This is a genomic window from Stenotrophomonas maltophilia, assembly GCF_003970865.1.
Classification (GTDB): Bacteria; Pseudomonadota; Gammaproteobacteria; order Xanthomonadales; family Xanthomonadaceae; genus Stenotrophomonas; species Stenotrophomonas maltophilia_AR.
In genome coordinates this window covers 1-15,268 of record NZ_RXLZ01000013.1, presented here as the reverse complement: position 1 = coordinate 15,268, position 15,268 = coordinate 1, and the positions used below count along the sequence as shown (strand labels likewise).

The window sequence follows — 15,268 nt, the reverse complement described above, 5'->3', positions numbered from 1 at the left end:
GTGGGCGACCTGGGCCTGGGCAGTTGCCGGCGGCGGCGTCAGATGTCGCTGGCGTGCTGCATCACGCTACTCCCGAGCGGCTTGGGGCGCAACCGGTGACCGAACCCTGTCAGACTCCCCGCCGAACTAGTAACAGAAATACCTGTAGTCAATGGATAAGTAACACATATACCTCAAGGTGCTCGCCTATTCATTTTTTTAGGAGTTGGAGCTGCACCTTTGTAGACTGTTGAAATGCAAAGACTGCGAGGTAACAGGATTAGCTGCTCCATCACTTGCCTGCGCCCTGAGTCCCCGGCCAAGGATGAGATCGCGGCATGATTGAGTTCGACCCGCACCAACGTATCGACCTAACCGGCCCTTGGGCCGGTTTTTCTTTCCTGGGTGATCGCCTGATCACCCCCGAAGGCCGCGAACTGCTGCCGGAAGATCTGGCCTGGCTGTCGCTCACCGCCTGCCAAGCCCAAGAATGGCGCCGGATGATGGAAGCTGCCCGCTCGGCACCGTCGATCGACAGTTCCAGAAATGGGCGCAATCGGAACGCCGGCATTCGCCATCATCCTGCCACTGTCGTCAATCTGCGGGACGTTGTGAGCCAGCGCAAACAGCGTTCGGCGGTGGCGATGGCTGGCCCTGACGCCGAGCCTCCCGCAGCGGTCCTGCCGGTACCGGGGCCGAAACGTCGCCAGCGCGTGTGAGGCGCTTACGTCGGGGCGCTGCCCCTACACCCCGATTCATTGCTCGCGGCAGCGCAGCCATTCGCCCTTGGCGTTTCGCAACTGTTCCCAGCCGTTGCTCAGGCGACGCATTGCAGTGCCCCCCATGCAGGCAGCGCCCAACTGCTTTGCCTCAGCACTCCCGTAGGCAGGCATGCGGACAATCTCGCTCGATGGCGTTGGTATGCCTTGGCGACGCGCCTCGCTCTGGATCAAGGATCGTTCAATGTCGGCGCAATAGAGCCGAATGCGCGGATCGAGGTGCTGCTGGCATTTCAGCGGTTCAGCGCCAAGATTGCTAGCCTTCGGTGTTGGCGGCGTGTACCTGGGCGCTGGCTGCGGGCCGGTGGCCGAGCGTAGCTGTTGCGCATGCGTAGGTGCCGACAGCAGCAGTAGAGCCAAAACTAGGCCAGATCGAACGTCCATTTCGCCCCCAAGGTTCGGGGGCATGGTATCCCATTGCGGAAATCAGAAGCTCGCCGGATATGGTGGCGTCTCTGGGAACGTGCCCATTGGGCGCTTCCCAACTGCAATCAGAGTGCTCCCATTCGCCGCGGCGGTGGTCGGCTGTGTCTCGCTCACGCTCGTCACAGGCGACCCCGCCGCAGCCCTTATGCGCTCGGTAGTCGAATCGGATTGTTCGCCGAAGGGATCCACGGGCCAAGTGGTCGCGATGATCTCATGGCCTTTCGCTGACAGCAGCACACCAAACTCTGTCCGTTTTACGGACCAGCCCAGCGCCCACAGCTGCTCCGTAGTGAATCTGTCGAGCACCTGCCCTCCCCCCGATGCGCGGAACTCCACGATATCCCGGTGCCCGTACCAACCAGCGTGCCGTGCCCTGGCATTGGCCGCCATGTCGAGGATGTACTGCACACCTGCGGGCAGCTTCTCCTTCGACTTAGGGGCATCCACCACCTTCGTGACCACACTGGCCGGCTGGGCGCCGGGCGCTTGTGCGATTGTCAGAATCGCTGCCTTCTGCGACGCGACGGCGTTTTTCATCTTGTCGGCCGTACCGGTCGAATCACTGCCCGAAAGGAAGAACCTCCCAAGCACGAAGACGCCGACGATCAGCGCCAGCCCCATCAAGATTGAGGGTGCACGCAGTGTTTTCCACAGCGTTCGAGTGTTGCCCTTGTAGACCTCATTGCTCTCGATTCCGGGCTGAACGCCGTGGTAGAGCTCCCATATGGCAGGATCATACTTCCGGGTCTCGGTGCCGACCGTCTCATACTTGCCGGTGCCGGTGGCGGCGTAGAACCTGACCGAGTAACGCTGATCCGATCCCAACGCATCGAGCTTGGTGTACGTGTTCTTCTTCGCCATGCGGCGAATGATCAAGCGGTGCAGGTCTTTGCAGTCCTGCGAAATGATGACCATGTCCAGGCTGATGTGGCCGTGCTTGGCGAAGAAGTTGGCGGCGCGGTCCGGCAGATTGGCCCGGTTCGTGGGCCAGTACTCATGTGCCTCGTCGATAACGATCAGGGCGTGTTTCTCGATGTGTGGGAATGAAATCGCACCATCGTTGTCGGTGTCGCACACACACCATTCAACCACCTCCTTATCGCCCATGACGTGCACCAGATCGCGCACTTCGTCCTCAGGCATCCCAAGGTGCGCCGCGATCTTGTCCAGGCTCTCCCCTACCCCGTTGAGGCGCACGTATACGTGCCGCTTAGCACGCAGCGCGGGCAGGATGTGGTGCAGCACTGCTTCGTAACTCTTGCCGCTGCGCGGCAAGGTGATGGTGAGCTGGGCACACGCACGTGGTGTGCAGCTTCGCCTGATCCAGCCGGGCAAGCCGAACCAGAATGCCTGCGTGGAATCGTTCAACGGTCGCCTGCGCGAGGAATGCCTCAGCGAGCACTGGTTCCCAGCGCTGCTACGCGCCCGCACCGAGATCGAGCGATGGCGTCGGGAATACAACGAGGAACGCCCCAAGGACGCCATCGGCGGTATGACACCGGCCGCATACGCCAAACATCTGGCCAACATGGATATCATCAACCCCGGACTCTAAACCCGACCACTACTCACTGCGGGGGGACGTCGCTTGCATGTCTCAAGGTGCCGGCGATGCCTGGTGGCGAACAACTGGAGAATTTATGGATTACCTCGTTGGTGCCGTATCGGGAGCCGCAAGCGGATCAGCCTTGGTTTGGCTGCTTAAGGGATGGATCTCAGAGAGACTAAAACAGTCAATCCAGAATGAGTATGCGCAGACCCTTGAGAGCTACAAGACCGAACTAAACTCGAAGATAGAACGTATCCGGCATGATCATCAGGTCGCACAGCTACGAACTTCACTGTTCTTCGATCACCAAAGAAGCGCTTTCGCCGCATTGATCTCCAAGATCGGGCAAGCCAACAAGGAGTGGGGGGATCTCTACGACGAGGGTGAAGGCCTGCTGCATCCGGTGCCTTCGAGGACGCAGGACCAGTTTGAATCGCTGTTGTCGGAGCATCAGCTGTTCTTGGATGAGGATTGTTTGATGGCGTTGTCCCTGGTCACCAATATCTACGAGCAATCCTTGCCGTGGGATGACGGGAGTGGCGATGAGCCTCGTCAACGGGAGTGTAGTCAGCTGTTGGCGGATATTGGATACCTACTCCCGCGGATCGCCTCAATATTTCGCGAGAAAATTGGCGTCACTTCGAACCCGCTGCACCTAACTGAAGTCGCAGTATTCTCAGCGATGGAGCTAGTGAACGGCTATAACTTTGAGGACGCCGGCGTGCCCCCTGAAGGTCCGCTGTCGACCGTAAGAATTAGAGACGCCGCAGACAAGGTTTCGATCGGATTCGAGAACATCGACGAGCTACTGAAGTTGCTAAGAACTTTTGACAAGCACCTGAGCAAGGACAACGGATGGATTCACAAGGCTCAGCTGCGAGTGAAGCAGACGCTGGACGCTCTCGAGCGAAGCTTGGCAAGGCCGTCCATAATTGAAAATGCGAGACGTTGATCGCCGGCTGTGATTTGTGTAGAGCCCGCGACATGCTCATTTCTGCTCTGCGCCTAGCACTCCCCAGCGCTGACCCTGCTCGCTTCGGCGAGGCCCGCCTGCTCGGTTGCGTGGGCCGGATCGCTTGGGGGAGGGGTGGCCAGGACGCGGTCACCTGGCGCTTGATGGCTGCGCCAGGGCCGCTTCCGCAAAGCTTGCGCGGCAACTCGGTGCGCCCCCCTGCCCTTTCTCCTCTTGAAAGTGTGACGCAGCTGTGAAAACGTGGCCTTGAGGGCCTTCGATTACGTGTCACGCGCACGCGCCGATGCTCTCAAAAGGACTCAATACGGCCAAGGGGTGGCCATGAATCAAATTTTCCACCCTTGGTCGGCCAACTGGCTCAATCAGGGGGAAGCCAATGACGATTTTGCAGCAGATCCATACCTGGTCCAAGCAACTACCTGCTTGGCAACAGGATGGTATTGCGCCGCCCCCTGAACTTGCCGATGTGTCGATCTTCGATTCGTATTGCGCTCGCGCGTACATTGACAACCAAGGGGACTTTGCTTATGCCCCTTACGGGTTGGACATCTTGGAAGGACTTGTAGGGGCATGCGGTCAACTTAAGTCGCGAGCAGTGCAGGAGAAGGCGGCCTATGCTCCAAGCGACGCTGCCTACGCCGCACTGTCCATCGGAGCAACGCGTGTTGCTCAGGCCTTGCGCGGGGTTCCAAGCACTACGACGACTAAGGACGTGGAAAGCCTAGCCCACTTCGACGCAGCCGCGATTGAACGGCTAGCATTGCTTAATAGAACCTTGACGGAAGCGGACCCGAAGCAGACGGCTACCACTCTCCGTCAACGGGCGGGTCGATTTGATGTGCTGCAGCGACGCATCCGCGCGGTCATGGCGGAGCTCAGTGCAGAGAAGGTTGTGGCATTTGAACAAGCGGTGGCCCGATCCAATGCAGCCAAAGCTGCTGCTGAGCTGGCTGCGACTCAGTTCGTCGCAGTGCCAGACCAGCTGCCTGGCACCGGAAATGACCAGTGGAAAGCTCTCTTTGAGGCAGCGCGAGCATTCGTCCGGGATGGCGATGCGACGCTTGATATGGCGAACCTTGGCCCAGAGGGCTCTTGCCCGCTCTGCCAGAACAAGCTAGGACAGGAGGGGGCAGCTCGACTTCTGCGCTTTGACGCCTTCATCCAAGCCGCAGCGGAAAAGGCGGCGGTCAATGCTCGTGCCGAGGCTGCGGTGCTCTACAGGCAGCTCCAGGAGGCCAACCTTGATCTGCACTACACCCAGCCGCTCGCCGAAGAGTTGACTGCTGCCAATTCGGAAATCGGCGGGGCTTGCACTCAGCTTGAGGCGACGCTCACCGCCAGGCGAGCTGCGGTTACCGATGCCGGCGGCGGCCGGATTGAGACCGCCACCCGCAGCATGTCGTGAAGATGGGTGGCGATCGGCTGTCAGTCGATGCAATGCCCGAACAGAGCGGGCATCTTCGAACGCGAGAGTTGAGCGCGGCGCGCTACTCCAGGTTTGGCCTGTTCACGTAGTCGATCAGCCGCTCAAGCGCGTGCCCGTACGCGGAGGGCTCCGACTCGGCATCGAAGCCCTTTTCGCACAATTCGGCCGCAATCACTTCGATGATCGCTTTGCGGTCGTCCGACGTAACGTGACCACCTGCCAATCGCTCTGCAAGCAGAGGTGCAGCATGTCGAGCGGCAAGAACCTTCTCGGCCAAGGACAACATCTGCTGCTCGTTTTTCGCAGAACGTCTGGTCATCGAACCCCCGCCGCGTTTTTTACCCAGGTGGTAATCACCTTGCCTTGGTCATTGACGATCACCACGGCATCTTTCCCCGTCATCATGACCTGTTGCCCGTCGGTGAGGTCCACGTCGAGCAGGTGCTGCACCCGGTGCGGCCTACTTTGCCGCCCGCTGGCGCCCGGCTTTGCCACTGAGCCAGGTCTGCTTGAGAAAATCCCGCAGGGCCTGGAAGCGCGGGGTGTCATACAGCGACCGGTGCGTCCACAGCCACACTTCCTTGCTCAGTGCCGGCGCATCGCGCACGCGTATCAACCCGCCCACATGCTGGGCAACCGCGCATTCTATGACGCCCAGCCCAGCTCCTGAGGTGACCCCATCGAGCACCCCAACTGAATAGTTGCAGCGAAGCCAGGGACGGTTGGCACCGGGCAGTGAACGCATCCAGCGCTCCACCTCAAATTCCACGCGCGGCTCATCGAGGCCCACGAATTCCAGCTCATGCCATGCCTGGCTGGCAATCTCTGCCTGCCGCCGCGAAGCGTAGGCCTGATTGGCATACAGCGCATAGTCCATCTGCCCCACGCGGTCACCGCGCAGATCACCCGTGTCGGGCGGGCCGTAGCGCAGCAGGGCATCGGCCTCGCGACGGGCCAGGTTGTAAGGCTCGCGCGAGGTGAGCACCTCCACATCCAGCGAAGGGTGCTGGCGGTTCAAACCGGGTAGCAGCGTAATCAGCATGAAGCTGGCCCACTCATCGGCGTTGATGCGCACTGTGCCCACCAATTCCCGGGGCGTATCAACCTGGCGAGCGATCTCGTCGGCGGCCTCCTCCATCTGCTCCGCCAGTGCAAACACGCGTTGCCCCAGTTCCGTTGGAACGCAGCCGGCTGACGTGCGCTCTACCACCTTGCCACCCAGTCGCTCCTCCAGCGCATCCAGCCGGCGCGATAGCGTGGCCGTGCTCATGCGGGCCGCCTTCGCCGCCTCGCGCAGGGTGCCGCCGCGGATCACGGCCAACAGCACGATCAAGTTGTCCCAGGGAAAGTGTTTCATGGATGAAACGGCCGCCTGCGCTATTGGGTGTTTTGGTTCATTTTTGAAGCTTATATCATGGCGCCCGGGCACATTACGAGCGTGGATCGCCGCTCTGCCCCACCCCCTCTCGATTCGCTCTTACGTCCGCTCGGCACTGCCGTCGGTGAATATCAGGTACTGCAGCATGAATTCCAAAAAGACCCTCTGGGACCGACTCCTCCACGCCGTCCTCTTCGAAGCCATTGCCCTGTGCCTGTGCGCTCCGGTGATGTCTTACTTCCTGGGCAAATCGCTGTTTGAAACCGGTGTGCTGACCGTCGCCCTGGCCACGTGCGCGATGCTCTGGAACATGATCTATAACGCGCTGTTCGAGCGGGTTGAGAAGAAGATCGGGTTCAAGCGCACCGTGCCGGTGCGGATTGCGCATGCGGTGGGGTTTGAAGGCGGCCTGGTGGTGGTTGTGGTGCTGCTTGCCGCGTGGTGGCTGTCCATCTCCTACTGGGACGCGTTCCTGCTGGAGTTGGGCCTGATTGCATTCTTCCTGCCTTACACCTATGTCTACAACCTGGTGTATGACAAGGTGAGAGAGCGGCTGCTGCAGCGGAATTTTGCAGATCGGGCAAAGCAGGCTTGAGTTGACGCCGCGCAGGTGCACTTCAGTCGCCCTGCTCTGGCCAATGGTGCGTGATGCAGCCTCCGGGATCCGGATTGCGAAAATTCATGGTGTGCCTGCTGTGTGTGAGCGGCTGCTGTCAGGACGCGGAAGTGCGTGGCAAGGCTCCGCATTGGGCGCACAGCGCCCAATCGGACTGGGCTGAGACGCGTCTGTTTGGTTTCCGCTCGCCGTATCAGGCTGTGGCGCTGGGCCAGACGCGACAATGGCGGGGAAGCGATCGCGAGCGCTATGCTTGTTCCGTGTAGGACGAAGGCCGGCACATCTGGACCCGTGGAATCTGCGCCTTTGTCGGATTTGCATGGCAATGGCTGGGCTTTTGATTCGGCCATTGCCTCCGGCTTGGTTCCTTCTCTAATGAGGAACAAACATCATGATCCATCGGCCGTCCCAGGATTTGCACAGCGGCCTAGCTCGGGCCCCAAGCTGGAAATATACTCACTCCCGGGGGCCAACAGCCCGAACGTTCAACCTAGCTTCCGCAGCGCAAGCTCCACGGAGTTCATGGCGAGGTTGTGGGCATCGTGAAGCTTGGGGCCGTACTCAGCAAGCTGCTTCCTTAGTTTGACCATCCGATTATCAAACTCTTGAACGCCTTCAAGTGCAAGGCGCTCACAACGATCAACTAATGCATTGTTGAGCTTGAATCCGTCGATCAGTGCTCTCAACTGTACGTAGGCAACGACAACGGCTTCGGCGGCCTCGGGAGAAACCCGTCCAATCGAGCCGGCATTGGCTGAGTAGAGCGCGAAGTACTCACTACTTATCGGGTAGTGGGCCAAAATGGCGCTTCTAGCCGCATCGGGTGGGGACATAATATGCCCAACTGCCAGGATGTGCTGATCCCTGACTGATTTCAACTCCATTCTAACGGCAGATTTTAGATTCGCGATTTGCTGTGCATCCGCATCTTCCCTCGCCTTTTGCTCGGCGCGCAGCTGTCTATCTACTGCCCTGCTCGCTGCGAGCGCCGAAATTAAGCCACCGGCAAGTGTCTGTACAAAGGCTGCCTCGCTCAGCTTGTCTCCGACCTCAAATAGTGCCGCTATCCAATAGTTCACTGGTTTCGCCCTCGCCCTCGCCCTCGCGTTGGAGCGGAGCTTACCGCTGTGCTCTTGAGACCGGCAAGACGTACTGCAAATTGGTGCCGCTTGATACTTGTGGTGCTGCCGGGTGGCCACGGTGCTTTGCCTGGCGGTGGTGGTTACGGCACAGATTCAGTGGCCGGCGCCGCCGATGCCTGAGCAGCTCGCATTCCAGAGCATCTCCGACGATCGCTTTTCACTGCTCCGCCGACAGGTAAGACAGTTTGTGGAGGCTCGGCCACGACAGGGGTTGCAGTTCGTCGAACAGCGTCAAGGCGCCGCCTTGCAGATTCACTGCAGGGGTGTTCCGGTGTTGTGTCTGGAGAGGCGCTCGCACCATCTACTTTTGCAGGCATCACTGGACGCCGGGCAGCGGGCGCCCGACGTCGTGCAGTTGCGGGCGCTTCTTCAGTGACAAATGGAGCCATTGGACTGCTTGGAGCAGGTGTTGGCTGGTGTGCCGGAGCCTGTTTTGACGGATCGGGTGCTGCGGATTCTTGCTCGCGGGGTGCCTGATGGGGCTCGGTGTGGCACGGACTAGTCGAGCATGCCTCGACTCTACAAAGGCGCTGACTGCGAGGGCTCGGGTTCGTGGATGGACCCTTCCAGCAAAGCAACGTAGGTGTCCAGCCTGGTGCGCAGGCTGATCAGCATCCAACCCGCAAGGTAGAGCAGCACCAGCATGTAGATCAGGAACGCGCCTACCATGCCTACATCGAAGGCTCCTGCCCAATCGCCCCATTTCCATCCGCGGAACTGCAGGTACAGCGCAATCAGCAGCGGGAACGGTCCAAGGCGCTGTAGCCCGCCGTACATCAATCCCATACGCTCGATCATGCTGTTGCGAAGGTGGCTGACATACTTGAGACGACGCTCGCGCTCGATCCTGGGGAAGCTGCGCAGCTCTGTGACCACCGCGTGCCAGCGGGAAAACTCGAAATCCATTTCCTTCGAATGCGACAGTCGCGGTTGAGTGAACTGGCGGATGCCCCGCGCGGCCGCGAGAAAGCCGCCCACTAAGAAGCCACCGATCTCCACTACCAGGCATATCCTGACCACCAGCAGCGTAGCAGTCAGCGGAAGCCACCGGTCCGGAAGTTGGCTGCAGAGAATGCCAATGACTGCGGCCGCAACACCAATGCGGAACGACCACGTCTCCACCTTGCCCGCCTTCGGGTAGATGCTGTGCTCAACCAGGGCCTGTACCCGTTGGTAAAGCCAATGAAAAGTCAGCTCCTGAGAATCGGTCTTTGCCAGCGGATCAATTCCGCCCCCTGCCTGCATGTTCATTGCATCCCCTGCCCCGCCGGCGCGGATGCCGGTCGCGCCCATCGTAGCTGAGGTTGGCGGCCCACGGCTTATGGATCCACTGTTCGATCGCCGATCCCCAGGCCCAGGGAATGCTCGCCACTGTCGCTTTGGTCTCCGCGTTTCCGTCTTCAGGAGAGGGGCGGCTTCCTCGGTGAAACGTTCTTGGCCGGGTGTGCCAAACGGACTTTTGCCAGCAAAGGAGTGTAGATATGAAGCGCAGTGTCATAATTCGCTGGCCTACGATTTTGGTTCTTTCAGTTGCAGTGGTCGCGTGCGCTTCCCCGCCTCGCCCAGCTCCCGCGCCGAGCGAGGCTGTGCCATTGAATGATGGCAATGCGGAACAGCTCACCAAGCGTCTTCTTCCGCAACTGCCGCCGCCGGGGACTGAAGTGCCTCCGGCCGAGAAGATCATTCGTGAGGCTCCCAACAAGAAGGACCTCATCGTCATTCCGAGGCAGGACCCTGCCTGACACATCATCGAGCGATTGATGGGCCAATCGGCGGCTGATCCTTTCACCGCAGCACATCGTCACAGGCGATACATGCTGCCCGCGCTGTTCGCCGCCTCCCGTTCAATGCGCTCGGCCATCGGCAATCCCTGCGACCACCCCGCAGCCATCGCCAGCGCATCACGCACCTGGTCGGACGCCTTGGTACGTTCATTGCGGATACGGCAGGTTTCCGGGTCTTTTGCAAAGAGCCCGCGCGCGAACATACGACCCTGCTCGGCCAACTTCGTGGTCTTGGGTGTACGGAGGGCGGCGAAGCGCGGCAGCGCATCATCCAGGCAACTCTCTGCACCCTCCAGGCAACTCTCTGCACCCTCCAGGCATCGCGCCAGGTGCCAGGCATCCTCCAGCGCCTGGCAGGCCCCCTGCCCCGACGTCGGCAACGGCGCATGCGCTGCGTCACCGATGAGCAGCACGTTTGCGCGGCTCCACGTGTGCAGTGGCTCAAGGTCGTGCACGGCAATCCGCTGGACGGAGTGCGCCGGTGTGGCCTCGATCAAACGCGCGACAGGCTCGGGCCACCCTGCGAACAGATCCCTCACCTCGTCGCGCATGTCTGCTGCAGGCGTTGTCGTGGGCAGTGGCCGCGCCTGGGCGGCCGCCCAGTACACCAGGTCTGTTCGGATCGCGACGCAACCAAAGCGATCGCCGGCACCCCAGTAATCCTGGATCCCAACCTCGCTCACCAGTGCCCTGCCCTGCGCGACCCCGATCCAGTTCACGAAGCCTTGGTAGATGGGCCTACTGTCGCCTGCGACGAACCTGCGTGCCACCGAGTCCATTCGCCCATCCGCACCCAGAACCAGGTCCGGACGGACGCACTGCCCGTTGTCGAATCGCGCGATGGCCTTGCCGTTGTCCTCCTGCTCAATCGCTACCGCACGATGCCCGAACATCACCTGGATTCCCGTTCGCGTCACGTGGTCCAGCAGCACCGCCTGCAGGTCCCGGCGCAGGATCGTATGGGTCGGGTATCCCATCATCTGGTCCAGCAGCGTGATGTTCAGGCCGCCCAGCGGGTCACCCACTGCATCCTTGCGGTGTACTGATGTCGGCCGGCCGCCGACTGCGCCGATGTCCTCCAGCAGTCCGAGTTCCTGCAGTACGAAGCCGGCGTTGGGCCAGAGTGTGACGCCGGCTCCCATGGTCGACGGTCCGGCCCGACGTTCGTAGACACGGCAGCTGTGCCCTTGCCTGTGGAGGGCAAGGGCCGCGCTCAGGCCTGCGATTCCACCGCCCAGTATTCCAATCTCCATTCCGATGCAGTCCTTCCGATTTGTCCGGACACGCTATTGCAGGGCATCCATGGGACGGGCGTGCAGTCTGGACTCTGCCAAACTTGCCAACTAGCATGCAGAACTGGGTCTTATTCGTACCCGTAGCGGGATAATCGTGCGCAGCAGCTTCGACCTGAACACCGTCCGTGTCTTCGTGGCCGTGGTAGACGAGCAGAGTTTTTCCGGTGCGGCGCGCCTGCTGGCGCTGCCTGCTTCCAACGTCAGTCGCCACGTTGCTTCGCTGGAGCGTAGGCTGGGAGTTCGGCTGCTGGAACGCAGCACCCGCCACCTGCGCATGACCGAAGCTGGCAGGTTGCTGTACGCACGCTCCAAGCCCCTGCTCGATGCCCTGCTCTCAACCGAAGAAGAGCTGGGCGCGGTGCAGCGCGAGCTGAAGGGGCTGCTGAGGATGAGCATGCCGAACGAGGCGCCCAGGCTGCTCGCCCCCATCCTCGCCGAGTTCTGCAGCCTCCATCCCGGCATTGAACTGGAGTGCGACACGCGGCTGAGCGGCCCGGAAGCGCTGCGGGACGACATGGATCTCGCCCTTTTCTTCCATCGGGGGCCGCAGGATGACAGTGCCTTCATCACCCGCGAACTGGCGACATTGCCCAGCATCGTGGTGGCCGCGCCGGCTTTGCTGGCCAGGACCGGAATGCCGCGCGAGGTGCGCGAACTCAAGTCCTTGCCCTGCATCACCACGGTCAGTGCATTGAAAGGACAACCCTGGCAGTTTGTCGACCCCTCGGGGAACATCGTAAAGGTGCCGGTGCGCAGCCGCTATCGAGTGAACAGCGGAGAGCTTGCGGTAGCGGGTGCACGCCAAGGCCTGGGCTTCGCCATCGTTGCGGCTTATCCATGCCAGCAGGACCTTGCCGAGGGCCGGCTGCAGAAAGTGCAGTTGGATCTGAGCCCGGCGCCGCTACAACTGCTCGGCGCCTACAGTCACCGGCACTCGGTCACCGCGCGGGTGCGGGCGTTGCTGGAATTCATCCAGGCCCGGCTGCAGGGGGTCGGAGAGATGTCCGGGTAATGCCTCAGCCGCCCTGCCTCAGCTCCTTCGCAAGGAACGGCGCCGTCCTGCTGCCCTTGGCGCGAGCCACCTGCTGCGGCGTGCCCTTCGCCACGATGGTGCCACCCGCACCCCCTGCGCCCGGCCCGACATCAATCACCCAGTCTGCCTGTGTGACAGAACGCATGTCGTGTTCGATCATCACCACGGTGTTGCCCGCTTCCACCAGCCGCTGCAGCTGCACCAGCAACCTGTCCGCGTCCGATGCATGAAGGCCGGTGGTGGGTTCATCCAGCACATACAGCGTGCGTCCGCGCTGGCTGCGCTGCAGCTCGGTCGCCAGCTTGATGCGCTGTGCCTCGCCGCCTGAAAGTTCCGTAGCCGGCTGGCCCAGCCGCAGGTAGCCCAGACCTATTTCCTGCAGCAACTGCAGCGGGCGGGCAATGGCGTCTTCTTCGGCGAAGAACGCCTGCGCCTGGTCGACCGTCATCTGCAGGACCTCGGCGATGTTGCGTCCGTTCCACAACACCTTCAGCGTGGCCTCGTTGTAACGGGCGCCATGGCAGGTGGGGCATGGCGCGTAGACGCTGGGCATGAACAGCAGTTCGACACTGACGAAGCCCTCGCCTTCGCAGGTCTCGCACCGGCCCTTGGCCACGTTGAACGAGAAGCGGCCCGCATCGAAACGACGGCGGCGTGCGTCGGGCGTTGCGGCGAACAGCTTGCGCACGTGATCGAACAGGCCGGTATAGGTGGCCAGGTTGGAGCGTGGCGTGCGGCCGATGGGCTTCTGGTCCACCTGCACCACGCGTTGAATGGCGTCCACATCTCCGGCCAGTTGGCCCCGCGTGGCTTCAATCACGGTCGGCCCGTCCGTGGGCGCGCTGTCGGCACTGTCCTCTACGGTTTCGTGACCCAGGTGCAGCAGCATCAGCTCGGGCAGTGCCTGCGCCATCAGGCTGGACTTGCCCGATCCGGAAATGCCGGTCACTGCCGTCAGCAGCCCCAGCGGCACCTGTGCGTCCACGCCCTGCAGGTTGTGGCGATGAATGCCCTTCAGTTCCAGCCAGCTGTTGGCACGGCGCTGTTGGCTGGCAGGTGCAGGCACCTGGTCGAACAGATACTGCGCCGTGCGCGATTCCTGGACCTGGCGCAGGCCGTCGGGCTCGCCACTGTAGAGAACGCGCCCACCGTGTTCCCCTGCCTGCGGTCCCACATCCACCAGCCATTGCGCGCGGCGCATCAGCTCCAGATCGTGTTCAACAACGAACACCGAATTACCGCCGTCGCGCAGCCGCTCCAGTGCGTCGTACAGCGCCTGGCTGTCAGCTGGATGCAGGCCGGCCGAGGGTTCGTCGAGCACGTACAGCACGCCAAACAGCAACGAGCTGAGCTGGGTGGCCAGCCGCAGGCGCTGCAGCTCGCCGGCCGACAGCGTGGGCGTGGCGCGATCCAGCGAGAGATAGCCCAGGCCCAGCTCGCGCAGTTGCCGTACCCGCGCCATGACCCCGCCCGCCAGCCGCTGTGCAGCCAGGCGTTTTTCCTCAGACATGGCAGAGGTCAGTCGCACGTCAGGGGCTCCCTCGTGGGTCGCACGGCCACTCGCGGCCCGCCGGGCGCGATCGCGGGGTGTCGCGCTCCTGCTGGTACGTGCGCCCTTGCTGTGTGCGCCGAAATCACCCTGCGCGATGGGCTCCAGCAGGTCCGCCAGCTGGTCCAGCGGCAGCCGCATGAACTCACCGATATCCACACCGGCAAAGGTGACCGACAGCGCCTCCGGCTTCAGGCGCTTTCCGTGGCACGCCGGGCACAGCTTGCCTTCCATGTAGCGGGACACCCGCTTGCGCATCAGCGCGCTCTGGGTATTGGCAAAGGTGTGCAGCACGTAGCGGCGCGCGCCGGTATACGTGCCCATGTAGCTGGGTTCCTGCCTCCGCTTGAGCGCGGCACGGGTTTCGGCAGGTGTGAAACCGGCATAGACCGGCACACTGGGTGCTTCCTCGGTGAACAGGATCCAGTCGCGGTCCTTCTTCGGCAGCTTCTTCCACGGGATGTCGATGTCGTAGCCCAGCGTGACCAGGATGTCGCGCAGGTTCTGGCCGTGCCATGCCGGCGGCCAGGACGCGATGGCGCGTTCGCGGATGCTCAGTGACGGGTCCGGAACCATCAGCGCTTCGGTCACTTCGTAGACGTGTCCCAGGCCGTGGCAGGTGCTGCAGGCGCCCTGCGGCGTGTTGGGCGAAAAGTCCTCGGCATACAGCATGGGCTGATTGGCTGGGTAGGCCCCTGCGCGCGAGTACATCATGCGCACCAGGCTGGACAGCGTGGTCACGCTACCCACCGATGAGCGCGCATTGCTGGCGCCGCGTTGCTGCTGCAGGGCCACTGCTGGCGGCAGCCCGTCGATGGCATCGACCTCGGGCACGCCCGCCTGGTCGATCAGGCGGCGCGCATAGGGTGCAACAGACTCGAAGTAGCGCCGCTGCGCCTCGGCGAAGACCGTACCGAAGGCCAGCGACGACTTGCCGGAACCGGACACCCCGGAGAACACCACCAGTGCATTGCGCGGAATGGAGACGTCGACATTCTTGAGGTTGTGCTCGCACGCACCGCGGACCTCAACGCAACCGCTGGCAGCGGCAGCACATGACGACTCGCCAAAGGGGGTGTTGGACATCGTTACGATCCTGCAGGCAGTGAGTGGCGCGCGCCAGAGCGCGCCCAGTGGCCCATTCTCGCTGCTGGGACGTGAATTCGGCGAGGGCGGGCACGATGACAGCCGGCATGATCCCGCCCGCCCTCGCCGAATTCACGGCCCACCCGTTGTCCAACCACAACCCCCTGGCCCCCCCACCGGGATCCACCGGCGTCCGCCGTCTTCGGCCGCACCAACAAACAACCGCCAATGCCCTCCGACACCGCCGCTTTGT

The 15,268-nt window shown here is 62.1% G+C and carries 14 protein-coding genes and 1 pseudogene; 7 read left to right on the top strand and 8 right to left on the bottom strand.

What is annotated here, in order from left to right; all coding sequences use genetic code 11:
• The first annotated feature begins 317 nt into the window (after positions 1–317).
• On the top strand, positions 318–698 hold the full coding sequence (locus EKL94_RS06215) for a DUF3653 domain-containing protein (RefSeq protein ID WP_126928416.1): 381 nt from the start codon (positions 318–320) through the stop codon (positions 696–698).
• Between the two features lie 486 nt (positions 699–1,184).
• On the opposite strand, the gene EKL94_RS06205 is transcribed toward EKL94_RS06215, so the two are convergent.
• Complete coding sequence (locus EKL94_RS06205; RefSeq protein WP_260473391.1) at positions 1,185–2,552, bottom strand: zonular occludens toxin domain-containing protein; 1,368 nt, start codon at positions 2,550–2,552, stop codon at positions 1,185–1,187.
• On the opposite strand from EKL94_RS06205, the pseudogene EKL94_RS06200 reads away from it, so the two are divergent.
• The 3 genes and pseudogenes from EKL94_RS06200 to EKL94_RS06190 all read left to right on the top strand — a co-directional run.
• Positions 2,455–2,739, top strand: a pseudogene (locus tag EKL94_RS06200) (integrase core domain-containing protein); the annotation flags it as partial. The gene EKL94_RS06205 and the pseudogene EKL94_RS06200 overlap by 98 nt on opposite strands.
• Positions 2,740–2,824: 85 nt before the next feature.
• Positions 2,825–3,685, top strand: a complete 861-nt coding sequence (locus EKL94_RS06195; protein WP_126928415.1) for a hypothetical protein — start codon at positions 2,825–2,827, stop codon at positions 3,683–3,685.
• Positions 3,686–4,082: 397 nt separating this feature from the next.
• Positions 4,083–5,111, top strand: a complete 1,029-nt coding sequence (locus tag EKL94_RS06190) for a hypothetical protein (RefSeq protein WP_126928414.1) — start codon at positions 4,083–4,085, stop codon at positions 5,109–5,111.
• Positions 5,112–5,193: 82 nt separating this feature from the next.
• Here the strand turns inward: EKL94_RS06190 and EKL94_RS06185 are convergent, their stop codons facing one another.
• Genes EKL94_RS06185 through EKL94_RS06180 form a run of 3 tightly spaced genes read right to left on the bottom strand, consistent with a single transcriptional unit; the run spans position 5,194 to position 6,489 of the window.
• On the bottom strand, positions 5,194–5,451 hold the full coding sequence (locus EKL94_RS06185; protein ID WP_126928413.1) for a hypothetical protein: 258 nt from the start codon (positions 5,449–5,451) through the stop codon (positions 5,194–5,196).
• The gene (locus tag EKL94_RS22650; RefSeq protein WP_260473390.1) at positions 5,448–5,582 is read right to left on the bottom strand and encodes a hypothetical protein; all 135 of its coding nucleotides are present in this window, start codon (positions 5,580–5,582) and stop codon (positions 5,448–5,450) included. The genes EKL94_RS06185 and EKL94_RS22650 overlap by 4 nt, the downstream gene beginning before the upstream one ends.
• A 10-nt stretch (positions 5,583–5,592) precedes the next feature.
• Entirely contained in the window at positions 5,593–6,489 is an 897-nt protein-coding gene (locus tag EKL94_RS06180) for a LysR family transcriptional regulator (protein WP_126928412.1), read from the bottom strand.
• Positions 6,490–6,655: 166 nt separating this feature from the next.
• Here EKL94_RS06180 and EKL94_RS06175 point away from each other — a divergent pair, with 166 nt between their 5' ends.
• Positions 6,656–7,105, top strand: a complete 450-nt coding sequence (locus tag EKL94_RS06175; protein ID WP_126928411.1) for a multidrug/biocide efflux PACE transporter — start codon at positions 6,656–6,658, stop codon at positions 7,103–7,105.
• A gap of 506 nt (positions 7,106–7,611) precedes the next feature.
• Here the strand turns inward: EKL94_RS06175 and EKL94_RS06170 are convergent.
• Both EKL94_RS06170 and EKL94_RS06160 read right to left on the bottom strand, forming a co-directional pair.
• Positions 7,612–8,205 carry a hypothetical protein gene (locus EKL94_RS06170; protein ID WP_126928410.1) on the bottom strand — a complete coding sequence of 198 codons (594 nt, stop codon included), beginning with the start codon at positions 8,203–8,205 and terminating at the stop codon, positions 7,612–7,614.
• A 582-nt stretch (positions 8,206–8,787) separates the two neighbouring features.
• The gene (locus EKL94_RS06160; protein WP_260473389.1) at positions 8,788–9,561 is read right to left on the bottom strand and encodes a hypothetical protein; all 774 of its coding nucleotides are present in this window, start codon (positions 9,559–9,561) and stop codon (positions 8,788–8,790) included.
• Positions 9,562–9,749: 188 nt separating this feature from the next.
• Between EKL94_RS06160 and EKL94_RS06155 the strand changes: the two genes are divergently transcribed.
• Complete coding sequence (locus EKL94_RS06155) at positions 9,750–10,010, top strand: hypothetical protein (protein WP_126928409.1); 261 nt, start codon at positions 9,750–9,752, stop codon at positions 10,008–10,010.
• A 59-nt stretch (positions 10,011–10,069) separates the two neighbouring features.
• Here EKL94_RS06155 and EKL94_RS06150 read toward each other — a convergent pair whose 3' ends face one another.
• The gene (locus tag EKL94_RS06150; protein WP_126928408.1) at positions 10,070–11,305 is read right to left on the bottom strand and encodes an FAD-dependent monooxygenase; all 1,236 of its coding nucleotides are present in this window, start codon (positions 11,303–11,305) and stop codon (positions 10,070–10,072) included.
• A gap of 136 nt (positions 11,306–11,441) precedes the next feature.
• Here EKL94_RS06150 and EKL94_RS06145 point away from each other — a divergent pair, with 136 nt between their 5' ends.
• Positions 11,442–12,359, top strand: coding sequence for a LysR family transcriptional regulator (locus EKL94_RS06145; protein WP_126928407.1), 918 nt, complete (start codon positions 11,442–11,444; stop codon positions 12,357–12,359).
• A gap of 4 nt (positions 12,360–12,363) precedes the next feature.
• On the opposite strand, the gene EKL94_RS06140 is transcribed toward EKL94_RS06145, so the two are convergent.
• Positions 12,364–15,015 (bottom strand): excinuclease ABC subunit UvrA, encoded by a 2,652-nt coding sequence (locus tag EKL94_RS06140; RefSeq protein ID WP_126928406.1) that lies wholly within the window; start codon positions 15,013–15,015, stop codon positions 12,364–12,366.
• Positions 15,016–15,268: the final 253 nt, after the last annotated feature.